We start from the raw sequence: 22,124 nt of genomic DNA on the forward strand, positions 1-22,124 counted from the left end.
CAACTCAGGCTCTGAGGCTGCGCGCCGCCTGACGTGGGCGCGCCTTGCCGGCCGACAGGCACACCACCTCGGAGATTTGCAGCAGCTGTCGCGCCAGCGGGCTGGTCTTGCGCCAGACCATGCCGATGGTGCGGGAGGGCTCGGGGTCGCGGAAGCGCGCCAGCGAGACCGAGGCCGATCGCGTCTCCACCGGCACCGCCATCTCCGGAATCAGGGTGACGCCGATGCCGGCACTGACCATCTGGACCAGCGTCGAGAGCGAATTCGCATCCAGCATCTCGCGCGGCGGCGCCGATTGCATGTTGCAGAAGGACAGCGCCTGTTCGCGGAAGCAGTGCCCCTCTTCGAGCAGCAATAGCCGCATCTCGCGCATCATCTCGCGCGACGGCACCGGGGTGCCCTCGTCCGCGCCCGGCCGCACCAGCAGGAATTTCTCGTCGAACAGCGCGACCTCGGTGAGCGAGGGTTCGGACACCGGCAGCGCGACGATGGCGGTGTCGAGCCGGCCTTCGACCAGCTCCTGGATCAGCCGCGGCGTCATGGTTTCGCGCACGCGGATGTCGAGCTCGGGATGCATGCGCGTGAGATTCTTGGTGATCTTGGGCAGGAGATACGGTGCGATGGTCGGGATCATGCCAATGCGCAGGCGGCCGGCGAAGCGATCCTGTGAAGCCCGGGCGAAATCGCCGAGCTCATCGACCGAGCGCAAAATCTCGCGGACGCGTTGCGCGAGCTCCTCGCCGAACCGGGTCAGCGCCACCTGCCGCGCGCTACGCTCCAGCAGCAGGCCGCCGAGGGTCCCTTCCAACTCCTTGATCTGCATCGACAAGGCTGGCTGCGAGATCGAGCAGGCCTCGGCGGCGCGGCCGAAATGGCCGTGGCGCGCCAGCGCATCGAAATAGCGAAGCTGACGCAGCGTCAGGTTTATCATCAGAAAATCCTATCGCAGCGATCATTAAAGTCAACTTCCCCTGATAGGAGGCGATGCTTAGAGTGGTTCTACCTGGTCAAGGGCGCGAGTTCGCCGCCGCCAGAGGAGGTATTCATGGACGACACTTCGAAATGCCCGTTTTCGGGCGGAAAACCCGCGCGCTCAAACCGCGACTGGTGGCCGACGCAGCTCAACATCGAGGTGCTGCACAAGAATTCCGACCTGTCCGATCCGATGGGCAAAGAATTCGACTATGCCAAGGAGTTCAAGTCGCTCGACCTGAACGCGGTCATCAAGGACCTGACCGCTCTGATGACGGACTCGCAGGAGTGGTGGCCGGCCGACTTCGGTCATTACGGCGGCCTGATGATCCGCATGGCCTGGCACAGCGCGGGCACTTACCGCATCACCGACGGCCGCGGTGGCGCCGGCGCCGGTCAGCAGCGCTTCGCGCCGCTCAACAGCTGGCCCGACAACGCCAACCTCGACAAGGCGCGCCGGCTGCTGTGGCCGATCAAGCAGAAATACGGCCGCAAGCTTTCGTGGGCCGACCTGATGGTGCTCGCGGGCAACGTCGCGCTGGAATCGATGGGCTTCAAGACGTTTGGTTTTGCGGGTGGCCGCGCCGACGTTTGGGAGCCGGAAGAGCTCTATTGGGGTCCCGAAGGGACCTGGCTGGGCGATGAGCGCTACAGCGGTGAGCGTCAGCTCGCCGAGCCGCTGGGCGCAGTGCAGATGGGCCTCATCTACGTCAATCCGGAAGGTCCGAACGGCAAGCCGGATCCGATCGCCGCGGCCAAGGATATCCGTGAGACCTTCTTCCGCATGGCGATGAACGACGAGGAAACCGTCGCGCTGATCGCCGGCGGCCATACTTTCGGCAAGACCCACGGCGCGGGCGATCCGTCGCTGGTCGGTCCGGAGCCGGAAGCGGGCGCGCTGGAAGATCAGGGCCTCGGCTGGAAGAGCAAGCACGGTACGGGCCTCGCGGGCGATTCCATCACCAGTGGTCTCGAGGTGACATGGACGACCACGCCGACAAAGTGGAGCAACAACTTCTTCGAGAACCTGTTCAAGTACGAATGGGAGCTGACGAAGAGCCCCGGCGGCGCGCACCAGTGGACGGCCAAGAATGCCGAGGCGATCATTCCTGATGCCTTCGACAAGTCGAAGAAGCATCGGCCGACGATGCTGACCACGGACCTCTCGCTCCGCTTCGATCCGGCCTATGAGAAGATCTCGCGACGCTTTCTCGAGCATCCCGATCAGTTCGCGGACGCCTTCGCCCGCGCCTGGTTCAAGCTCACGCACCGCGACATGGGTCCGATCCAGCGCTATCTCGGCCCGCTGGTGCCGAAGGAGACGCTGATCTGGCAGGACCCGATTCCGGCCGTGAATCACGAGCTGGTCGGCGAGCAGGACATCGCCTCGCTGAAGACGAAGATCCTCGCCTCGGGTCTGTCCGTATCGGAGCTGGTCTCGACCGCCTGGGCGTCGGCCTCGACGTTCCGCGGCTCGGACAAGCGCGGCGGCGCCAACGGCGCGCGCATCCGTCTCGCCCCGCAGAAGGACTGGGAGGTGAACCAGCCCGCTCAGCTCTCCAAGGTGCTCGGCAAGCTCGAAGCGATTCAGAAGGACTTCAACGCCTCGTCCGGCGCGAAGAAGGTCTCGCTCGCAGACCTGATCGTGCTCGGCGGCACCGCCGCGGTCGAGAAGGCCGCCCAGGATGCCGGCGTCGAGGTCAAGGTCGGCTTCACGCCGGGCCGTATGGATGCCTCGCAGGAGCAGACGGATGCTGCTTCCTTCGCGCCGCTGGAGCCGCGGGCCGATGGTTTCCGCAACTATATCGGCAAGCGGCATCAGTTTATGATGCCCGAGGAGGCGCTCGTCGATCGTGCGCAGCTGCTTCGGCTCACCGGCCCGGAGATGACGGTGCTCGTCGGCGGCCTGCGCGTGCTCGGCGCCAATGCGAACGGTTCGAAGCACGGCGTCTTCACCGCCAAGGTGGGAACGCTAAGCAACGACTTCTTCGTCAACCTGCTCGACATGAGCACGCAGTGGACGCCGGCCGGCGCTGACGGCACCTATGAGGCCCGCGACCGCAAGACCAACGCGGTCAAGTGGACCGGCACGCGCGTCGATCTCATCTTCGGCGCGCACTCGCAGCTCCGCGCCTTCGCCGAGGTCTACGCCACGTCGGATTCCAAGGAGAAGTTCGTCAAGGACTTCGCCAAGGCCTGGACCAAGGTGATGAATCTCGACCGGTTCGATCTCACGGCTTGAGGCTCTGCACCTCTCCCGCTTGCTTGCGGGAGAGGGAGCGCAGCGCTCCCCAGGGGCGAGAAAAAGGGCGGCCTCTCGGCCGCCCTTCGTGTTTTTGTCCGTGTGGCGAGACTTACTCGCCCGCCGCTTCGCGCGGGGCCTTCTCGCCCTCGGCAGCCTTCTCCTTGGCCTCGAGGTCCTCGCCGGTGGTCTGGTCGACCACCTTCATCGACAGGCGGGTCTTGCCGCGGTCGTCGAAGCCGAGCAGCTTGACCTTAACCTTGTCGCCTTCCTTCACCACATCGGAGGTCTTCTGCACGCGGTTGGACGCGAGCTGGCTGATGTGGACGAGGCCGTCCTTGGAGCCGAAGAAGTTCACGAAGGCGCCGAATTCCATCACCTTGACGACGGTGCCGTCATAGATCTGGCCGACTTCCGGCTCGGACGCGATCGACTTGATCCACTTGATCGCGGCCTTCATCGCCTCGCCGTCGCTGGAGGCGACCTTCACGGTGCCGTCGTCCTCGATGTTGACCTTGGCGCCGGTCTTCTCGACGATCTCGCGGATTACCTTGCCGCCGGTGCCGATCACTTCGCGAATCTTGTCGGTCGGGATCTTGAAGGTCTCGATACGCGGCGCGTATTCGCCGAGTTCGGCGCGGGCATTGGTGAGCGCCTTGGCCATTTCGCCGAGGATGTGGATACGCCCATCCTTGGCCTGGCCGAGGGCGACGCGCATGATCTCCTCGGTGATGCCCTCGATCTTGATGTCCATCTGGAGCGAGGTGATGCCCAGCTCGGTGCCGGCCACCTTGAAGTCCATGTCGCCGAGATGGTCCTCGTCACCGAGGATGTCCGAGAGAACCGCAAAGCGCTTGTCTTCGAGGATCAAGCCCATCGCGATGCCCGCGGTCGGCCGCTTCAACGGCACGCCGGCGTCCATCAGCGCCAGCGAGGCGCCGCAGACCGATGCCATCGACGAGGAGCCGTTGGATTCGGTGATCTCCGACACCACGCGGATGGTGTAGGGGAACTCGTGATGCGGCGGCAGCACCGGGTGGATCGCGCGCCAGGCGAGCTTGCCGTGGCCGATCTCGCGGCGCTTGGTGCCGCCGAGGCGGCCGGTCTCGCCGACTGAGTAGGGCGGGAAGTTGTAGTGCAGCAGGAACGTTTCCTTGTACGTCCCCGACAGCGCGTCGATGTACTGCTCGTCCTCACCGGTGCCGAGCGTGGTCACGACCATCGCCTGGGTCTCGCCGCGGGTGAACAGCGCCGAGCCGTGGGCGCGGGGCAGCACGCCGACTTCGGCGACGATGTTGCGCACGGTCTTGGAGTCGCGGCCGTCGATGCGCTTGCCGGTGTCGAGGATGTTCCAGCGGACGATCTTGGCCTCGAGCTCCTTGAACACGCCGGCGATGCGGAGCTTGTCGTATTTCGCCTCCTGCCCTTCCGGGAAGTAGTGGGCCATCACCTTTTCCTTGGCGAGGCCGACGGCGGCATAGCGCTCCTGCTTCACGGGGATCGCGTAGGCGGCGCGCAGCTCCTGCTCGATCAAGCCGAGCATTTCCTTTTCGATCGCCGAATTGTCGATCACGGTGACTTCGCGCGGCTCCTTCGCGGCCTTCTCGGCGAGCTCGATGATCGCGTTGATCACCGGCTGGAAGTGGCGGTGACCGAACATCACCGCGCCGAGCATGATGTCTTCGTTGAGCTCCTTGGCTTCCGATTCCACCATCAGCACGGCGTCGGCGGTGCCGGCGACGACAAGGTCGAGCTGGGTGTCGACCATCTCGTCCAGGGTCGGGTTGAGGACGAATTCGTCATTGGCAAACCCGACGCGGGCTGCGCCGATCGGGCCCTTGAAGGGCGCGCCGGACAGCGTCAGCGCGGCGGAGGCCGCGACCATCGCCACGATATCGGGATCGTTTTCCATGTCGTGCGAGAGCACGGTGACGATCACCTGGGTCTCGTTGCGCCAGCCGTCGACGAACAGCGGGCGGATCGGACGGTCGATCAGGCGGGAGACCAGTGTCTCCTTCTCGGTCGGACGGCCCTCGCGCTTGAAATAGCCGCCGGGAATGCGGCCCGCAGCGTAGGTCTTCTCCTGGTAATCGACGGTGAGCGGCAGGAAGTCGACGCCTTCGCGCGGTGTCTTCGCCGCGACGACGGTGGCAAGCACCACGGTCTCGCCATAGGTGGCGACGACGGCGCCGTCGGCCTGGCGGGCGATCTTGCCGGTTTCAAGCTTGAGAGGGCGTCCGCCCCAGTCGATCTCGACTGAATGCTTATTGAACATAGGAGGTCTTCTTTCATGGGTTCTCGAAAGAAGGGACGCTTCGAAAAACAAAAACCATGCGCAAGATTGCGGGACGCTGATCGGCGTGATGACCAGCGGCCTGCGATCCTGCCATGGTTTTTGAATTTCGGATGGCGTCCATCCTTTCGGGTCATACGGGCGCCTTGCCCGTTGTGCCCAGCCGCCGGATTGCTGCTGGACTGTCAGTCGGTACGAACGCGAACACCGAACCGTGGTCTTCGCCATCATGCCCGGATGCCAACCGTCAACGGCTCGCATCCGACGCGCACGCAGCCTCAATCAAAAACCTTTAAAGAAGCGCTTTCGTTCGAAACCACGCGCGAAAACGCGCGCCAGTGGCGCGCGCAGGAACTCTTTAGCGACGAATGTTGTGCTTCTCGAGCAGCGCCTTGTACCGCGCCTCGTCCTTCTTCTTGAGGTAGTCGAGGAGCGAGCGGCGGGTCGAGACCAGCTTCAAGAGGCCGCGACGCGAATGGTTATCCTTCACGTGGGTCTTGAAATGGTTGGTGAGGTTGTTGATGCGTTCCGACAGGATCGCGACCTGAACCTCAGGCGAGCCGGTGTCACCGGCTTTGGTGGCATTCGTCTTGATGACTTCCGCTTTGCGTTCTGCGGCAATCGACATCGTCAATTTCTCTCGTTGCGACCGGGGCTGGCAGTCAGGCCGGTCAGGTTGAACACACGCTTGGGGATGATTTCGCCATTGCCAACTTCGGCAAGCGCCAAAAGACGGCCTGCCACCGTGACATAGACTGTGCCGCTACAAGTGGGCGCATCCCGTCCGCGCAACAAAACGGCCTGGCCCCGGTGGAGCCTTGCCGCATCAGCCCGAGTGACGGCCAGTGCCGGGATGTCGTCCAGCGCGGTCTCAACGGGCAAAAGCGCGTCGGCGAGGCTGCCCTCGCCGGACGCGGCTCTATGGCACAAAGCCTCCAACTGATCCAGCGGAATCATGTCGTTTTCGCCAAATGGGCCGACCAGGGTCCGCCGCAGCGCGCAGATATGGCCAAAAGTGCCGAGAATCCGACCCATATCGCGGGCCAGCGCCCGCACATACGTGCCCTTGCCGCACTCCGCCTCGAACACGGCCCGGTCGGTATCCAGTTGATCGACAAGGGTTAAATGATGAATCTCGACGGGGCGGGGCGCCAGCTCTACGACCTCGCCGTCGCGCGCGAGGTCATAGGCGCGCTCGCCCTGGACCTTGATCGCGGAATAGCGCGGCGGGATCTGCTCGATCACCCCGGTAAACCGGGGCAACAGGGCCATGATGGCTTCCCGGGTCGGGCGCTGGTCGGAGGTCGCGGTCACCCGCCCTTCGATGTCGTCGGTATCGCGCTCCTCGCCCCAGCACACGGTGAACTGATAGCGTTTGCGGCCGTCCATCACGAAGGGGACGGTCTTGGTGGCTTCGCCGAGTGCGATTGGCAGGCCGCCCGAGGCGAGCGGATCGAGCGTGCCGGCGTGTCCCGCGCGCTTGGCGTTGAACAGGCGCTTCAGCACCGCGACCGCTTGCGTCGAGGTCATGCCGATCGGCTTGTCGAGCACGACCCAGCCGTGGACGTCGCGCCGGTCGCGGCGCGGCTGGTTGCCCTTCTGCTGCTGCTTGGCGCGGGGATCATTGTTGACGCGGCGCGGCTCCTGGTGCGGCTGAGAATTGCTGCCCAGATCCGCAAAATTATTTGTCTGCACGTCGCGTTGATCGGCCTGTTCGCCGCTGATCGTGTCGTGAGCCGGGTCCATCGTCATCGTTCTTCTTCCCGATCCGAATCCGGATCCTGTTCCAGGTCCTTCTGCACCGCAGGTGTTCGCAAAAGCTTCTCGATCCGTTCCGCTTCATCGAATCGCTCATCGACGCGGAAGCGAATGTCAGGTGCAAATTTCAGGTTAACGCGCCGCGCGACTTCGCCACGCAGGAACTTCTTGTTGCGCTCGAGTGCGCTGATGACGATCTCGGTGTCGCGGCCACCGAGCGGCATCACGTAGATCGTTGCGAGCTTCAGGTCGGGCGACATCCGCACCTCCGGCACGGTGATGTTGTGACCTTCGAGATCCGCATCATGCACGTTGCCTTGCGCCAGAATCTCGGCCATCGCATGGCGAACCTGCTCGCCGACGCGCAACTGGCGTTGCGAGCCTCCGCCGGGCGCGGAACTCTTCTTCTGATGATGGCGTGGCATTCTCGAAAATCACCTCGTCATGCCCGTGTTTGGGACACGGGCATTGTCGTTTGTCTTGTTGAAACGAAGAGGGGTGGAGGGCCGGAAAAATCCGGCCATCGCACTCCCGCAATCTCAGTTCAAAAAGATCCGAACGCTTCGGTAAGATTTGGACTTACAGGGAGCGCTGGATCGTCTCCACGCGATAACACTCGATTACGTCACCGGCTCGCATGTCGTGATAGTTCTCGAAGGCCATGCCGCATTCCTGGCCCGACTGGACTTCCTTCACTTCGTCCTTGAAGCGCTTCAGCGTCGAGAGCTTGCCTTCGTGCACGACCACGTTGTCGCGGATCAGGCGCACATTGGCGCCGCGTTCCACGGTGCCGTCGGTGACCCGGCAGCCGGCGACCTTGCCGACCTTGGAGATGTTGAAGATCTCCAGGATCGCGGCATTGCCCAGCATGGTTTCGCGCAAGGTCGGCGCGAGCAGGCCGCTCATCGCCTTCTTCACGTCGTCCACGAGGTCGTAGATGATGTTGTAGTAGCGGATCTCGATGCCGTTGCGCTTGGCCGCCGCGGCCGCTTCCTTGTTGGCTCGAACCGAGAAGCCGATGATCGCGGCGTTGAAGCCTTCCGCGAGCGTCACGTCGGATTCCGAAATGCCGCCGACGCCGGCATGCAGGATGCGGGCTGCGACTTCGTCGGTGCCGAGCTTCTCCAGTGAGCCGAGGATCGCTTCCAGCGAGCCCTGCACGTCGGCCTTGATGATCAGCGGGAATTCCTTGCGGCCCGCGGTCTTCAATTGGGACATCATCTGCTCGAGCGAGCCGCGCATGCCGGAGATCGAGGCAGCCGCGTTCTCGCGCTTCTGATGCGCGCGGTAGCTGGTGATCTGGCGGGCGCGGGCTTCGTTCTCGACCACCGCGAGACGATCGCCGGCTTCCGGCGGACCGTTGAAGCCGAGCACCTCGACCGGCACCGAAGGACCGGCCTCCTGCACCGTCTCGCCCTGATCGGAGATCAGCGCGCGGACGCGGCCCATCTCGGCGCCTGCGACGATGATATCACCGACACGGAGCGTGCCGCGCTGGACCAGCACGGTCGCGACCGGACCACGGCCGCGATCGAGCTTGGCCTCGATCACGGTGCCTTCGGCCGGACGCTCCGAATTGGTCTTGAGGTCGAGGATTTCGGCCTGCAGCGCGATCATCTCGAGCAGCTTGTCGAGATTGGTCTTGTTCTTGGCGGACACCTCGACGTCGACGACTTCGCCGCCGAAGGATTCGACCTGAACCTCGTGCTGGAGCAGCTCGGTGCGGACGCGCTCGGGCTTGGCATCAGGCTTGTCGATCTTGTTGATGGCAACGATGATCGGCACGCCTGCCGCCTTGGCGTGGTTGATGGCTTCGACCGTTTGCGGCATCACGCCGTCATCGGCCGCGACCACCAGCACGACGATGTCGGTGACCTTGGCGCCGCGGGCGCGCATCGCAGTGAACGCAGCGTGGCCGGGCGTGTCGATGAAGGTGATCTTCTTGCCGCTCTCCGGCGACAGCACCTGATAGGCGCCGATATGCTGGGTGATGCCGCCGGCTTCGCCGGAAACCACGTTGGCATGGCGCAGCGCATCGAGCAGCGAGGTCTTGCCGTGGTCGACGTGACCCATCACGGTCACGACAGGCGAACGCGGTTCGGTGTCGGTGGAATCGTCGACCTGGTCGAACAGGCCCTCTTCCACGTCCGAGGCGGCAACGCGCTTGACGGTGTGGCCGAGCTCTTCCGCGATCAGCTGCGCGGTGTCGGCGTCGATCACGTCGGTGATCTTGTGCATCGCGCCCTGCTTCATCAGCATGCGGATGACGTCGACCGCGCGCTCGGACATGCGGTTGGCGAGCTCCTGGATGGTGATCGCTTCCGGAATCGTCACCTCGCGGACGAGCTTTTCCTTGGGCTCGTTCGAGGCGTGGCCCTTGAGGCGCTGGGTGCGGCGGCGGAACGAGGCGATCGAACGCTCGCGCACCTCATCGGCATTGAGCGCGGTGACGACGGTGAGGCGGCCGCGCTCCTTCTGTGGACCGGGCTTGTGGGTGGTCTTGGGGGCGGCCGCAGGACGCGCAACACCGCCGGGACCGCGACGGATCTGGCGCGGACCATCGTCCTCGTCGGGTCCGGCCGCAACCGCGGGAGCGCGCCCCGCCGGGCCGGCCGGCCGCTGAGTGGTCGTTGTCGGGCGCGCAGTGGTGGTCGCCGCAGGTCGCGCCGTACCTGGCGCGGAGCGGGGAGCGCTAGTCGCCGGAGCTGCCGTTGCGGGACGTGCGGCAGAAGGCTGTTCGCCTTCGCCAAAACGCTTCTTGGCCTCGGTCTCGGCCTTCCGCTTGGCTTCGTCCTCGTGGCGATGACGCTCATCCTCGGCCTTGCGACGGGCTTCGGCGGCTTCGCGCTCGGCGCGTTCGGCAGCCTCGCGGGCAGCGCGGCGCTGCGCCTCTTCCTCGGCCTGACGGCGTTCCTCGACCTCGCGCAGCTTGGCATCGGCCAGCGCGCTGGCGCGGGCCGAACGCTCGTCTTCGGTCAGGGTACGCAGCACCACCCCGGAACCGGCGTTGCGCGGTGGGGCGGGCGGCGGGGCAGGGCGCGACGGCGCGGGTGCGGCCGGGGCCGGTTTCGCCGTCACCTCAGGCGTGTGCGGCTCGGGGCCGTCGCCAATGCGGCGCTTGCCGCGCTTCTCGACCACGACCTGCTTGCTCCGGCCGTGGCTGAAGCTCTGGCGCACGGTGCCCGTTTCGACGCGCGGCTTGAGCGATAGCGTCTTGCTCGGAACGCTCAGCTTCTTGTCGCCAGGGGTCTTGGTATCAACCATTCAGCAGTCCTAATCCTGATCTGTTGTCGTTGTGCGTTGCCGCACCGTCATATCGGTTCGTCTTGTCTCTCAGAAATCCTGGCCGTGTTTTTCGGCCGTCTTGTCATCGTCCGCCATCCGGTATCGGACCAGCATCTGGCTACGTGACAGGAATGACCTGCTCGCCGGGCCCGCGAGCAGCGCAGCATGTATCACATTTGACCGGGTCAGTGCCAAATCCAATTCTATCGATTTCAGCGCGGTGACGACGGGAATCTGCGGCTTGGCGCCGCGATTTCCGGCATTTTGACGCGCCAGCATGTCCAATTTGCGGATTCCGTCCGCGGCCCCGTCGCTGGCGTGGATCAGGACCTCGACCGTACCTTCCCGAAGGGCGCTCTCGACCTTGCCGAAGCCGGCCACGACCTGGCCCGCCTTGGCGGCGATCCCAAGGGCTTCCGTCACGCTCCGAACCAGGAGCGCTTCGATGTCGGCGGGAAGCGTCTGAGGGGCGCGCAGCTCGCGCTTGAAGGCCTTGTTAAATTGGTGACGCCGCACGGCTTCCGCAACCACCTGCCGCGAGGCGGTGATCCACATGCCGCGTCCGGGCAGCTTGCGCTTGAGGTCGGGAACTATGTCGCCTTGCGGCGAGACGACGAAGCGGATCAGCTCGTCGATCGGCCGGACCTTGCGGCTGACCGCGCACATGCGCATGGTCGCGGACCTTTCGGTCCGCGGCCCATGGTCGAGTTCGCTGTCAGTGCTGGCGAGCATCCGGGTGACATTCTCCTTCGCCCTTAAGCCGGCTGATCTTCGGTCGCCTCAGCCTCCTCAGCGGGCTTGGCAAGATCGGCCTCGGTGATCCAGCCGGCCTTGACGCGGGCCTGCATGATCATCGCTTCGGCATCGTCGCGGGAGATGTCGATGCCGTCGAGCGCACCAGCGTGCTTGGTTGGCTCGCTGCCTTCCTTGCGCTCGGTCCAGCCGACCAGATCGTCGGTGGCGCAGCCGGCGAGATCGTCGACGGTCTTGATGTCGTTCTCGCCGAACTTCACCAGCATTTTCGAGGTCACGCCGGGCACGTCCTTGAGGGCGTCCTCGACGCCGAGTTCCTTGCGTTTGGCCTCGAGCTCGGCTTCCTGCTGCTCAAGATATTCGCGGGCGCGGTTCTGCAGCTCCTGCGCGGTCTCCTCGTCGAAGCCCTCGATGCTGGCGAGTTCCTTGACGTCCACCATCGCGAGTTCCTCGACCGAGGTGAAGCCTTCGGACGCCAGCAACTGGCCGACAACCTCGTCGACGTTGAGCGATTCCATGAAGACGCGGGTGGAGTTTTCAAAGTCGGCCTGGCGACGCTCCGATTCCTCCTGCTCGGTCAGGATGTCGATGTCCCAGCCGGTGAGCTGCGAAGCCAGACGCACGTTCTGGCCGCGGCGGCCGATCGCCAGCGAGAGCTGGTTGTTGGTGTCGGGCACGACGACCTCGATGCGCTCGCGGTCTTCGTCGATGACGACCTTCGAGACTTCGGCCGGTGCCAGCGCGTTGACCACGAAGGTCGCGATGTCGGGCGACCAGGGAATGATGTCGATCTTCTCGCCCTGCAATTCGTTCACCACCGCCTGCACGCGCGAGCCGCGCATGCCGACGCAGGCGCCGACCGGATCGACCGAGGAATCTCGGGAAATCACGCCGATTTTCGCGCGCGAGCCGGGATCGCGGGCGACCGCCTTGATCTCGACGATGCCATCATAGATCTCCGGCACCTCCTGCGCGAACAGCTTCGCCATGAATTGAGGATGGGTGCGGGAGAGGAAGATCTGCGGGCCTCTCGTCTCGCGGCGGACGTCGAAGATATAGGCGCGGACACGGTCGCCGTTGCGGAAGACTTCGCGCGGCAGCATCTCGTCGCGACGGATGATGGCTTCACCACGGCCGAGATCGACGATCACGCTGCCATATTCGACGCGCTTGACGACGCCGTTGACGATGTCGCCGATGCGGTCTTTGAATTCCTGATATTGCCGGTCGCGCTCGGCCTCGCGCACCTTCTGCACGATCACCTGCTTGGCCGACTGGGCGGCGATGCGGCCATATTCCAGCGGCGGCAGCGTGTCGGCGATAGTGTCGCCGACCTGGGCACCGGGATTGGCGCGCTGTGCATCCACCAGCGAGATCTGGTTTGAAGGGTTTTCGACCTTCTCGACCACAAGCATGTGGCGCGACAGCCGCAGCTCGCCCTTCTTCGGGTCGATCTCGGCGTGAACGTCAGTCTCGCTGCCGTAACGGGCCCGCGCCGCCTTGGCGATGGCGTCCTCCATCGCGGCGATGACGATGCCGCGGTCGATCGATTTCTCGCGCGCAACGGCGTCCGCGATCTGGAGCAATTCAAGTCGATTGGCGCTGACTGCCATGGCTAGTCTCCTTCGTCAGGCTCGATCTCGCCCCGTCGCGCGCGTTCGGCGGCCAGGCGATGTTTCTTTGTATTGGTCGGTGCCGGCTTTTTTTTCGGCTTGGTGTTCTTGGTGATCTTCTCGCTAATCTGGGCGTGCGGCGCCGGAGGCGGCTCGAGGCCAAGATTGCGACGCATCTCGCGCGCCTCGGCCTTGCCGCGGCGCATGGACTCCGCAATCAGCTCGTCAGTCAGCACCAGCCGCGCCTCGCCAATATCCTCCATGGTCAGGAGAACGTCGGCGTCATCGCCAGCCTTGACGTCGTCGCGATGCAGATGCACGCGATCGCCTTCGACAGCACCGAGCGTGCCGCGGAACCGCTTCCGCCCCTCATGGGCGACCGCCATCTCGACCTTCACCAGATGTCCAGCATAGCGCTCGAAATCGGAGCGGCGCACCAGCGGCCGGTCGATTCCCGGCGAGGAGATTTCCAGCCGGTACGCGCGATCGATGGGGTCGGCGACGTCGAGCACAGGCGACAGCGCCCGCGAGATCGCCTCGCAATCCTCAATCTGCATCGAGCCGTCCGGCCGCTCGGCCATGATCTGCACCGTGCAGCCGGCCTCTCCGGAGATACGGATACGCACCAGGCGATAGCCCATGCCCTGGAGCACGGGAGCTGCGACCGCGGACACCCGGGCCGCGACGCCCGGCTCGACCACGAGCCGCGGCTCGGACAGCAATTCGGCATCCGTGGAACCAGAGTTCGGTTCGGTCATAGCAGGGGTCAGGCGCTCGATTGGTTAAGGCTGGGTTAATGTCAAAGCCCGCTTCGGAACTCTCCCGACAACGCGTCGGGCCGCATCCTCCGCCAAGCCGCGTTCAGGTAATAAAAAAGAGCGGGTCCTTTCGGGCCCACTCTCACTACGCGGATCGTATGAGAAGATGAATTGCCGCTGATATAGCCCTTTCGCCCCTCCCGGACAAGGCCCATTGCAGGGCAGAGGACGCTTTTTGCGTCCTTTGGGCGGCTCGCCCCGCAACGCTTCCTTCATCAAGCAGGCCTAGATTCCCCGATTGTGGGGCGGCTTGAGCTATGGCGCGCCCACGGCGTGCCAGATCCCCGAGTTGCGTTCCATGACCGTTGCCACCTCGCTGATTCCTGGATTGGACGATATCGTCAAACGCGGCGACCCCCGACGTCGCGGCGAGATCGCGCGGGCCATCTCCGCATTATTTTTCCGGGATGCCGAAAAACTCCGTCCCGAGCTGATCGATCTGTTCGACAATCTCCTGATCGATCTCGTCCCGCATGCCGAACTCGCTTCGCGCGCCGATCTCGCCGAGCGCTTCTCGCGCCTCGGCAACGCGCCGCCGCATCTGGTGAACCAGTTCGCACGCGAAAACGAGATCACGGTGGCCGGCCCCGTGCTGCGCCGCTCGCCCGTGCTCGACGAGGGCGCCCTGGTCGAGATCGCGCGGCTGAAGGGTCAGGGCCATCTGCTGGCAATAACGGAGCGCCCCACCTTGCCGGCCGTCGTCACCGACGTGCTGGTCGAGCGGGGTGATCGCGACGTGGTGCGTCGCGCAGCCGGCAATGCAGGTGCTGTCTTCTCGCCCGGCAGCTATTCCGAGCTGATCAAGCGAGCCGCGCAGGACGGCGTGCTGACGCTCAAGATCGGTCAGCGCAACGATCTCTCCGGCGAGCACCTGAAGGAGCTTCTCAACGGCACGCTCGACGTCATCCGCCGCCGCCTCTCCAGCGTGGTCAATCCCGCGCGCCAGGTCGAGATCAAGCGCGCGATGGAGGCCATCGAGGAGGCGGCGCGGCCGCCGGGGCCGCGCCGTGACTTCTCGGCGGCACAGCGAACGGTGACGGCCCTGCATCGCGAGGGCCATCTCGGTGAGAGCGCGCTGCTCGGTTTCGCCAAGGCACTCAAATACGAGGAATCGATCGCCTCGCTCTCGGCGATGACCGGCGTCCGCCTCGCGATTCTCGACCGCCTGATCGCGGGCGATCGCTACGATCCGATTCTGATCCTGGGGCGCGTGCTCAATCTCGGCTGGCCCACGGTGCGCGCGCTCATCCTGCTGTGGTACGGGCCGCATCGCACCCCGGCCGATGCCGACATCGAGGCCGCGCGCATGAACTTCACGCGCCTCATGCCGACGACCGCCGAGCGCGTCGTGAATTTCTGGCGCAACCGGCAGACGATTTGAGGTCCTATCGTCCCCGGGCGGTGCGCAGCATCGAACCCGCAACCTCGAGATCCGGGTTCGCGCTGCGCGCGCCCGGGAATGAGGACTACACTCTCCTGAACCGCAGATAGGCCGCCTTACGTCCTTCGCGCGCGGCCTTCCGGCCGTAGCGGGTCATGGTGTAGCCCACCCATGGCTGCCGGAAATCGTCGGCGCGTTCGGCAAGCCAAACGAAATCCGAAGAGCGGGCAAGATGCGACAGCGTCCAGGCGCAGTAATCGTCGATGTCGCAGACGAAACGGAATTCGCCGCCAGGCTTCAGCACGCGCGCCATTGCGGCAATGGTCCTGTCCTGGACGAAGCGCCGCTTCCAGTGCCGCCGTTTCGGCCAGGGATCGGGATGGATCAGGTCGATCCGCGACAACGAGGCCTGCGGAAGCCAGGCCAAGAGCTCGGCGGCATCTCCGGCGAACAGGCGGATGTTGCCGATGTTGGCCGCCTCGATCTGCGCGAGGATTTTGGCCATGCCGTTGACATAGGGCTCGCAGCCGATGAAGCCGGTAGCGGGAAAGCTTTGCGCCTCGGCCGCCAGATGCTCGCCGCCACCGAAGCCGATCTCGAGCCGCACCTCGCTCGCCGCGGGGTCGAAGATCTCGCCGGCATTCGCCGGTGCCTCGCTCGCGATGTCGAGCGCAAGATGCGGCAGCAGCTGATCGATCAGCCCGGCCTGGTGCTGCCTGAGCTTGTGACCCTTGCGGCGTCCGAAGAAGGCGCGCTCGCTGTCATCGCGCGCGGGATCTGATTTGCGCTCGCTCATCGCAGCGTCTGGTACAGGCGATGGAGCAGCCGCGCGCGCGGCGCGAGCGAGGAGACGTAGAGCTGCTCATAATGCGTGTGTGCGCCCTTGCCGTCGACGCCGAGCCCGTCGAGCGTCGCGGTGTGCGCAGCGGTAAAGTTGCCGTCCGAGCCGCCGCCGGTGTGGGTGTCGATCAGCTCGAAGCCGATCTCGGCGGCAAGCGTCTTCGCATGCTCGTAGAGCGCCGCGCCGGCATTGCTCTTCTCGTAAGGCGGGCGATTGAGCTCGCCGGCGACCGCAACGGTGACGCCGTCGGTCTTCGACGTGAGCGCGAGGATCTTGCCGACGAACTCGTCCGCATCCTTGAGGCTCAACACGCGCAGATCGACTTCGGCATAGGCCTCTTCCGGCGTCACGTTGGGGCGCGTGCCGCCGCGCACCACGCCGACATTGACGGTGACGCCACGCTTGAGGTCGTTCATCCCTTCCAGCGCCAGGATCACGTTGGCGAGCTCGCGGACGGCGCTGCGGCCGTCCTCCGGCCGGGAGCCCGCATGCGCGGGCACGCCTTTGATGAGGACCTGGAAGCGTCCGACGCCCTTGCGTCCGGTGACGATCCTGCCCCCGTCGCGCGCCGGCTCCGTCACCAGCACGTATTTGGCCAGGCGACCTTCCTGCTCGATCAGCGCACGTGAGGTCGGGCTGCCGATCTCCTCGTCGGAGGTGAACATGTGGGTGATGCCGAGCGGCGAACGGTCGCCGGCGGCGCAGAGCGCGCGAAAGGCATGGTAGGCGATGTAGGCGCCGCCCTTCATGTCGTAGATGCCGGGACCGAACGCGCTGTCGCCTTCGACCTTGAAGGGCAGGCGCTCGATGAAGCCCAGGGGATGAACGGTATCGAGGTGGCTCAGCACCAGGATGCCCGGCCGGTCCTGGCCCCAGGTCGAGCGCGCCACGAGATGATCGCCGCAGCCATTGACCCCAGCGACGCGCTCGAGCGTGGCGGGCAACCCGCGGTATTGCTCGGCGACCACGGAGATCAGCTTGTTGACCTGCTCGGGCGCTTCCGTCGGCGTCTCGATCTCAACCCAGCGGCGGATGCCATCGAGAATGGTTTGGGAATCGAACCAATTGGAGCTGGCCATGAACGCATCTATGCCCTTGAACTGCATCATCGGAGAGAACGCGCATCGAGGGCGCGGTCGGAAATGACGACATAGGCCAGATTTGGCGCAGTCTCAAATCGCCAATTGCGATGGGCACGTCAGCGCTTGTCGGGGCCTTCGCGCGCGGCGATCTGCTCGACGAGATCGACGATGGAGCGGCGCATCTTGGAATCGGTGATTCGGGTGAACGCCTTGGTCAAGGCGAGTCCCTCTGATGTCGCGAGGAAGTCAGAGACGTAAGAGGGCGAGGCGCCTTCGCTGAAGCCATCCGGGCCCGGCACACCGCTCGGCCCGCCCTCGAACAGGAACGACACAGGTACCTGGAGAATCTCGGCGATCTGCTGAATGCGGCTCGCGCCGACCCGGTTGGTGCCCTTCTCGTATTTCTGGATCTGCTGAAAGGTCAGGCCCAAAGCTTCACCGAGCTTTTCCTGGCTCATGCCCAACATGATGCGGCGCATACGCACGCGACTGCCGACATATTTGTCAACAGGGTTGGGCGCTTTCGACATTTCCTCAGCCCTCCAAACATCACCCTCGGCGCAATCATCAGGCCTGCCTCGGGTGCCAGCACCGTCAAATCGAACCCTCTTATTGGGAAACATTGCGGAGAAATTTAGCAATGTACCGCTGTCTTTCGCAGCCGGCGCAGATTGAGGAGCCCGCCTGCAGTCTGTCAACCGTGGGACTACGGTTGTCAAGGATACAGCCACGTCCGCGGCGAGGCGATCAGGGGTGCCGTTTGGCGACACGCCGGCGGACCGCCACAATCACCGCGAGCGCGACGAGCATGGCCGCGGGCACGTCGCCGACGCGCGCATAGACAGTCGATGGGATCGCGGCGGGCAGGTTTGCATCCAAAATGCCTTCGATTCCGAGACCGAGGCTGGCGATGGTGCGTCCCATCGGATCGATCACTGCGGAGATGCCGGTGTTGGCGGAGCGGACCAGCGGCAGGCCGAGTTCGATCGCGCGCATCCGCGCCTGCTCGAGATGCTGATAGGGGCCGGTCGAGATGCCGAACCAGCCGTCATTGGTGAGGTTCACGATCCAGCCCGGAGGTTCGCTGCGTGCAGCCACCTCACCGGGGAAAATGACTTCATAACAGATCAGCGGCAGCGCGGGCGGCGCGCTGGCGACCGGCAGCGCATGTCGCACGGTGCCGGCAATGAAGCCACCGCGCACGCGCGTCAGCTGCTCGAAACCGAGCTTCTCCATCAGCTCCTGATAGGGAAGAAATTCGCCGAACGGCACCAAATGCAGCTTATCGTACATTGCGAGCACGCTGCCATCGTGGTCGATCACGTAGATCGAATTATAGGCGCGCGTGATCGGTGTGCCCCGCGGCAGGTCCGGCGCGCGGACCGACCCCGTGATCAGCACAGTGCCCTTCGGCAGCAGATCGGCGATTTGCGCCATCGCGTCGGCTTCGCGGGTCAGGAAGAAGGGAAAGGCGGATTCCGGCCAGATCAGGATGGTGGCATCGCGAACGCCGGTCGATTGCGGACCAGAGGCGCGGTCTGACAGCGCCAGATATTTCTTCATCACCTCCGCCTTGGCGGCGTAGTTGAATTTCGCGTCCTGCTGCAGGTTCGGCTGCATCAGGCGCAGCTTGGCGCCAGCAACCATCGTGGTCGGATGCAGCGACAGGCGGATCGCGCCGAAGATGCTCATGACGATCAGAAGCGCGATTGCGGCGGCCGGTGCGCGCCATTGCAGGCGGCGATCGGGCGCGCGATCGATCAGCGTCGCAGGGCTCGCGAAGATCGCGACGGTCAGGAACGTCATGCCCCACAGGCCGATCAGCGATGCCGTCTGCGCCAGCGGCAGCGGCTCGGACAGCGCGTAGCCGAACGCGTTCCAGGGAAACCCGGTCAGCGCGTGGCCGCGCAGCCATTCGCTGATGGTGAGGCTTGCTGCGAGCGCCAGCACGCGCGTGGCGTTCTTGGTCCAGAGCAGGCGCGCCAGCGCAAAGCCCATTGCCGTGAAGATCGAGAGATAGGCCGGCAGGCCCAGCACGGCGAATGGTGTGAGCCAGGCGAACACGTCGGCGTCGACGAAGAATGCGTAGCCGATCCAGTAGAGACCGGGGACGAAATAGCCGAGCCCGAACCAGTAGCCGGTCAGCGCGGCGGCCGGAACGCCGCCATATCGTCCGGCGCCGGCGCCGTCGATCAACCAGACCAGCACCGGGAAGGTGAGGAACAGCACCGGAAACAGGTTGAACGGTGCCAGCGCCAGCACCGACAGTGCCCCGGCCGCCATGGCGATGACGGCGCGCTTCCATCCCCAGGTGAGGATGACGGCAAGCGCAATCTGCCAAAATCGTTCTAATGGGCTCACTGCGGACCGGTCCCGTCGCTTGGCGGCGGGGTGGGCGTGTCACTGGCCGGTGGTTGGCCGCTCTCCGGCGCAGCCTCGCGGCGTCGGCTCTCGCGCTGGGTGCGGGGCGCGGGACGTTCCTTCCGCGTCGAGATGCGCAGCCGCTTGACGCGGCGCGGATCGGCATCGAGCACCTCGACCTCGTACGTGCCGGGGCCCGAGATCACTTCGCCGCGCACCGGCAGGCGCCCGACGAAGCTGACCAGATAGCCGCCCAGCGTCTCCACTTCCTCGCCGGCCTCGCCGGTGACGAAATCCTCGCCGATCACCGAGCGGACATCGTCGAGGCTGGCGCGGGCATCGGCGATGAAGGCGTTGTCCGGCAGGCGCACGATCGAGGGCGGCTCGTCGCTGTCGTGCTCGTCGTCGATCTCGCCGACGATCTGCTCGACGATGTCCTCGAGCGAGACCAGCCCGTCGCTGCCGCCATATTCGTCGACCACCAGCGCGAGGTGGATGCGCGTGGCCTGCATCTGCGCGAGCAGGTCGATCGCCCGCATCGAGGGCGGCACGTACAGCAGCTTGCGGATGATGCGCGCATCGTGAAGCGGCAGCGCGAGATCGACGGCGCGCAAATCGAGCCCGGCCGGCAGCGGTTTCTTGCGCTTGGTCTTGGTGGCCTCCGACACGCGCGCACGGGCGGTCATGAAGGCGAGCAGGTCGCGGATGTGGACGATGCCGATGGGATCGTCCAGCGTCTCGTTGTAGACGACGAGACGCGAATGGCCGGCGCTCTCGAAGCGGTCCATCAATTCGCCGAGCGGGATGTCGCGCTTCACCGCGATGATGTCGGCGCGATGGACCATGACGTCGGCGATGCGGCGCTCGTGCAGGCCGAGGATGTTGCGCAGCATGGTGCGCTCGACCGCGGAGAAGCCGGTGTCGTCAGGGGTGGCCGCGTTGAGCACGACCTGGAGATCGTCGCGCACCGATCCCGCCTTCCAGCCGAACAGCGTCCGGATGGCGCGCAGCAGCCAGCCTTCCGCGGTCGGCCGCATCACCTCACCTTGGGTCACGACGGCGGGCAAATTGCGCGTGTTGCGCGGGTTGTCCTGGATTGGATCGGAATCCGGCATCTCAGTTCGTCCCCGGGCGGTCAGCATAGGGGTCGGGGATGCCGAGATGCGCCAGGATCTGCGTCTCCAGCGCTTCCATCTCCTCCGCGTCGTCGTCGTCCTCGTGGTCGTAGCCGATCAGATGCAGGAAACCGTGCACGGCGAGATGGCTCAAATGATGATCGAATGGCTTGTGTTCCTCGTCCGCCTCGCGCCGCATGGTCTCGTAGGCGATCGCGATGTCGCCAAGCATGCGCGGCGCATCGCCCGGCTTCCATTCGCCCTCGGGCTGGAGCGCGGGGAATGACAGCACATTAGTTGGCTTATCGATGCCGCGCCAGTTGCCGTTGAGGGTGCGGATGCCGGCGTCATCGGTCAGCATCACAGCCACTTCCGCGTCGGCGACGTCTTCGTCGACGCTCTCGGCGGCTGCCGCAAGCGCGCGCTGGATCACGGTCTCGGAATCGGGCTCGCTCTGCCAGCAATCGGCGACGACGAGGACCTCGGTGATGGGAAGGTTGGGATGGGACATTGTGCTGTCTGGGACGAAAAGGCGCCGTCCGCGCCCGCTTGGTCCGGCTGTTGTCTCGTCAGGATTGACCGGTGGCCGGCCGCTGCGGCGACCCTTCGTAGGCGGCGACGATCCGCGCCACGAGCTCGTGGCGGATCACGTCCTCGGCTTTGAAATGCACTTGCGCAATCCCCTCGACCCCGTTCAGGAGCCGGGTTGCTTCCGCCAGTCCCGAGGTCTGGCCGTTCGGCAGGTCGATCTGAGAGGGATCACCCGTCACGATCATGCGGCTGTTCTCGCCAAGGCGGGTCAGGAACATCTTCATCTGCATCGACGTGGTGTTCTGCGCCTCGTCCAGGATGATGGCGGCGTTGGTGAGCGTGCGGCCGCGCATGAAGGCGAGCGGTGCGATCTCGATCTCGCCGGTCTGGAGCGCCCGCTCGACGATGCGCGCATCCATGAGATCGTAGAGCGCGTCGTAGATCGGCCGCAGATAGGGATCGACCTTCTCGCGAAGATCGCCGGGCAAAAAGCCGAGCCGCTCGCCGGCTTCCACCGCCGGACGCGACAGGATGATCTTGTCGACCTCCTTGCGCTCGAACAGCTGCGCGGCATGCGCGACCGCGAGCCAGGTCTTGCCGGTGCCGGCGGGACCGATGCCGAACACCAGCTCGTGGCGCTTCAGCGCGCGAATGTAGGAATCCTGCGCGGCCGTGCGCGCGCGCACCGGGCGCTTGCGCAAATTGATGCTGTCGAAGGTCGATTTGGCCGATTTGGCGTCGAACTCGAAGAGCGAGCCCTGGGCGATCACGGCCCGGATCGCGCCGTCGACCTCGCCCTGGTCGAGATCCTGTCCCTTCACGGCTTGCGCGTAGAGCGTCTCCAGCACGCGGCGTGCGGCATCGCAGCCGTCGCGCGTGCCGCCGATGGTGATGTGGTTGCCCTTGGAGTCCACGACCACGCCGAGGCGCCGCTCGATCTGCGCGAGATGCTGGCCGTAGGGGCCGACCAGCGCGGAAGCGGCACGGTTGTCGTCGAAGTCGATGACGACCTGGGTCTCGGGCGGAACTTGCATGTCGCGGTCAAATTTGCGGCTGGGAGCGAACGAAGGCGAATCCGA

18 protein-coding genes are annotated in these 22,124 nt (G+C 65.1%); 2 read left to right on the forward strand and 16 right to left on the reverse strand.

Annotated features, from left to right (window positions below; all coding sequences use genetic code 11):
* Positions 1 to 4: 4 nt before the first annotated feature.
* Positions 5 to 931 (reverse strand): hydrogen peroxide-inducible genes activator, encoded by a 927-nt coding sequence (locus IVA91_RS25235; RefSeq protein ID WP_247276488.1) that lies wholly within the window; start codon positions 929 to 931, stop codon positions 5 to 7.
* A gap of 114 nt (positions 932 to 1,045) precedes the next feature.
* Between IVA91_RS25235 and katG the strand changes: the two genes are divergently transcribed.
* Positions 1,046 to 3,214, forward strand: coding sequence for a catalase/peroxidase HPI (gene katG, locus IVA91_RS25240; protein WP_247448988.1), 2,169 nt, complete (start codon positions 1,046 to 1,048; stop codon positions 3,212 to 3,214).
* A gap of 112 nt (positions 3,215 to 3,326) precedes the next feature.
* On the opposite strand, the gene pnp is transcribed toward katG, so the two are convergent.
* The 8 genes from pnp to rimP all read right to left on the reverse strand — a co-directional run bounded on the left by pnp (position 3,327) and on the right by rimP (position 13,674).
* Complete coding sequence (gene pnp / locus IVA91_RS25245) at positions 3,327 to 5,489, reverse strand: polyribonucleotide nucleotidyltransferase (protein WP_247276486.1); 2,163 nt, start codon at positions 5,487 to 5,489, stop codon at positions 3,327 to 3,329.
* A gap of 376 nt (positions 5,490 to 5,865) precedes the next feature.
* A complete protein-coding gene (gene rpsO / locus IVA91_RS25250) occupies positions 5,866 to 6,135 on the reverse strand; it encodes a 30S ribosomal protein S15 (protein WP_008540131.1) in 270 nt (89 codons plus the stop codon).
* A 2-nt stretch (positions 6,136 to 6,137) separates the two neighbouring features.
* Positions 6,138 to 7,259 (reverse strand): tRNA pseudouridine(55) synthase TruB, encoded by a 1,122-nt coding sequence (gene truB / locus IVA91_RS25255; protein ID WP_247276485.1) that lies wholly within the window; start codon positions 7,257 to 7,259, stop codon positions 6,138 to 6,140.
* Entirely contained in the window at positions 7,256 to 7,690 is a 435-nt protein-coding gene (gene rbfA, locus IVA91_RS25260) for a 30S ribosome-binding factor RbfA (protein ID WP_247276484.1), read from the reverse strand. The genes truB and rbfA overlap by 4 nt, the downstream gene beginning before the upstream one ends.
* A gap of 154 nt (positions 7,691 to 7,844) precedes the next feature.
* On the reverse strand, positions 7,845 to 10,529 hold the full coding sequence (gene infB, locus IVA91_RS25265) for a translation initiation factor IF-2 (protein WP_247276483.1): 2,685 nt from the start codon (positions 10,527 to 10,529) through the stop codon (positions 7,845 to 7,847).
* 69 nt (positions 10,530 to 10,598) lie between these two features.
* On the reverse strand, positions 10,599 to 11,282 hold the full coding sequence (locus IVA91_RS25270) for an RNA-binding protein (protein ID WP_247276482.1): 684 nt from the start codon (positions 11,280 to 11,282) through the stop codon (positions 10,599 to 10,601).
* A gap of 23 nt (positions 11,283 to 11,305) precedes the next feature.
* Positions 11,306 to 12,916, reverse strand: a complete 1,611-nt coding sequence (nusA, locus tag IVA91_RS25275; protein ID WP_247276481.1) for a transcription termination factor NusA — start codon at positions 12,914 to 12,916, stop codon at positions 11,306 to 11,308.
* A gap of 2 nt (positions 12,917 to 12,918) precedes the next feature.
* Entirely contained in the window at positions 12,919 to 13,674 is a 756-nt protein-coding gene (gene rimP / locus IVA91_RS25280) for a ribosome maturation factor RimP (protein ID WP_247276480.1), read from the reverse strand.
* Positions 13,675 to 14,032: 358 nt separating this feature from the next.
* Here rimP and IVA91_RS25285 point away from each other — a divergent pair, with 358 nt between their 5' ends.
* Positions 14,033 to 15,115, forward strand: coding sequence for a DUF2336 domain-containing protein (locus IVA91_RS25285; protein ID WP_247276479.1), 1,083 nt, complete (start codon positions 14,033 to 14,035; stop codon positions 15,113 to 15,115).
* 85 nt (positions 15,116 to 15,200) lie between these two features.
* Here the strand turns inward: IVA91_RS25285 and trmB are convergent, their stop codons facing one another.
* The 7 genes from trmB to IVA91_RS25320 all read right to left on the reverse strand — a co-directional run bounded on the left by trmB (position 15,201) and on the right by IVA91_RS25320 (position 22,079).
* Complete coding sequence (trmB, locus tag IVA91_RS25290; protein ID WP_247276478.1) at positions 15,201 to 15,911, reverse strand: tRNA (guanosine(46)-N7)-methyltransferase TrmB; 711 nt, start codon at positions 15,909 to 15,911, stop codon at positions 15,201 to 15,203.
* Positions 15,908 to 17,065: a M20 family metallopeptidase gene (locus IVA91_RS25295; protein ID WP_247276477.1), complete on the reverse strand. Its 1,158-nt coding sequence runs from the start codon at positions 17,063 to 17,065 to the stop codon at positions 15,908 to 15,910. Before IVA91_RS25295 ends, trmB begins: the two co-directional genes overlap by 4 nt.
* A gap of 89 nt (positions 17,066 to 17,154) precedes the next feature.
* Positions 17,155 to 17,568 (reverse strand): helix-turn-helix transcriptional regulator, encoded by a 414-nt coding sequence (locus IVA91_RS25300; protein WP_018319423.1) that lies wholly within the window; start codon positions 17,566 to 17,568, stop codon positions 17,155 to 17,157.
* A 217-nt stretch (positions 17,569 to 17,785) separates the two neighbouring features.
* Positions 17,786 to 19,399: an apolipoprotein N-acyltransferase gene (gene lnt, locus IVA91_RS25305; protein ID WP_247276476.1), complete on the reverse strand. Its 1,614-nt coding sequence runs from the start codon at positions 19,397 to 19,399 to the stop codon at positions 17,786 to 17,788.
* Positions 19,396 to 20,514 carry a hemolysin family protein gene (locus IVA91_RS25310; RefSeq protein ID WP_247459399.1) on the reverse strand — a complete coding sequence of 373 codons (1,119 nt, stop codon included), beginning with the start codon at positions 20,512 to 20,514 and terminating at the stop codon, positions 19,396 to 19,398. The genes lnt and IVA91_RS25310 overlap by 4 nt, the downstream gene beginning before the upstream one ends.
* A gap of 1 nt (position 20,515) precedes the next feature.
* Complete coding sequence (ybeY, locus tag IVA91_RS25315; RefSeq protein WP_247276474.1) at positions 20,516 to 21,025, reverse strand: rRNA maturation RNase YbeY; 510 nt, start codon at positions 21,023 to 21,025, stop codon at positions 20,516 to 20,518.
* A gap of 58 nt (positions 21,026 to 21,083) precedes the next feature.
* A complete protein-coding gene (locus IVA91_RS25320; protein ID WP_247276473.1) occupies positions 21,084 to 22,079 on the reverse strand; it encodes a PhoH family protein in 996 nt (331 codons plus the stop codon).
* Positions 22,080 to 22,124 lie beyond the last annotated feature (45 nt).

Origin of the sequence: Bradyrhizobium sp. 153 (genome assembly GCF_023073835.1) — a bacterium.
Lineage (GTDB): Bacteria > Pseudomonadota > Alphaproteobacteria > Rhizobiales > Xanthobacteraceae > Bradyrhizobium.

What these genes read in the sequence shown, in the direction of transcription:
- IVA91_RS25235 (WP_247276488.1), bottom strand. Translation starts at nt 931, where the DNA reads ATGATAAACCTGACGCTGCGTCAGCTTCGCTATTTCGATGCGCTGGCG.
- katG (WP_247448988.1), top strand. Translation starts at nt 1,046, where the DNA reads ATGGACGACACTTCGAAATGCCCGTTTTCGGGCGGAAAACCCGCGCGC.
- pnp (WP_247276486.1), bottom strand. Translation starts at nt 5,489, where the DNA reads ATGTTCAATAAGCATTCAGTCGAGATCGACTGGGGCGGACGCCCTCTC.
- rpsO (WP_008540131.1), bottom strand. Translation starts at nt 6,135, where the DNA reads ATGTCGATTGCCGCAGAACGCAAAGCGGAAGTCATCAAGACGAATGCC.
- truB (WP_247276485.1), bottom strand. Translation starts at nt 7,259, where the DNA reads ATGACGATGGACCCGGCTCACGACACGATCAGCGGCGAACAGGCCGAT.
- rbfA (WP_247276484.1), bottom strand. Translation starts at nt 7,690, where the DNA reads ATGCCACGCCATCATCAGAAGAAGAGTTCCGCGCCCGGCGGAGGCTCG.
- infB (WP_247276483.1), bottom strand. Translation starts at nt 10,529, where the DNA reads ATGGTTGATACCAAGACCCCTGGCGACAAGAAGCTGAGCGTTCCGAGC.
- IVA91_RS25270 (WP_247276482.1), bottom strand. Translation starts at nt 11,282, where the DNA reads ATGCTCGCCAGCACTGACAGCGAACTCGACCATGGGCCGCGGACCGAA.
- nusA (WP_247276481.1), bottom strand. Translation starts at nt 12,916, where the DNA reads ATGGCAGTCAGCGCCAATCGACTTGAATTGCTCCAGATCGCGGACGCC.
- rimP (WP_247276480.1), bottom strand. Translation starts at nt 13,674, where the DNA reads ATGACCGAACCGAACTCTGGTTCCACGGATGCCGAATTGCTGTCCGAG.
- IVA91_RS25285 (WP_247276479.1), top strand. Translation starts at nt 14,033, where the DNA reads ATGACCGTTGCCACCTCGCTGATTCCTGGATTGGACGATATCGTCAAA.
- trmB (WP_247276478.1), bottom strand. Translation starts at nt 15,911, where the DNA reads ATGAGCGAGCGCAAATCAGATCCCGCGCGCGATGACAGCGAGCGCGCC.
- IVA91_RS25295 (WP_247276477.1), bottom strand. Translation starts at nt 17,065, where the DNA reads ATGATGCAGTTCAAGGGCATAGATGCGTTCATGGCCAGCTCCAATTGG.
- IVA91_RS25300 (WP_018319423.1), bottom strand. Translation starts at nt 17,568, where the DNA reads ATGTCGAAAGCGCCCAACCCTGTTGACAAATATGTCGGCAGTCGCGTG.
- IVA91_RS25310 (WP_247459399.1), bottom strand. Translation starts at nt 20,514, where the DNA reads ATGCCGGATTCCGATCCAATCCAGGACAACCCGCGCAACACGCGCAAT.
- ybeY (WP_247276474.1), bottom strand. Translation starts at nt 21,025, where the DNA reads ATGTCCCATCCCAACCTTCCCATCACCGAGGTCCTCGTCGTCGCCGAT.
- IVA91_RS25320 (WP_247276473.1), bottom strand. Translation starts at nt 22,079, where the DNA reads ATGCAAGTTCCGCCCGAGACCCAGGTCGTCATCGACTTCGACGACAAC.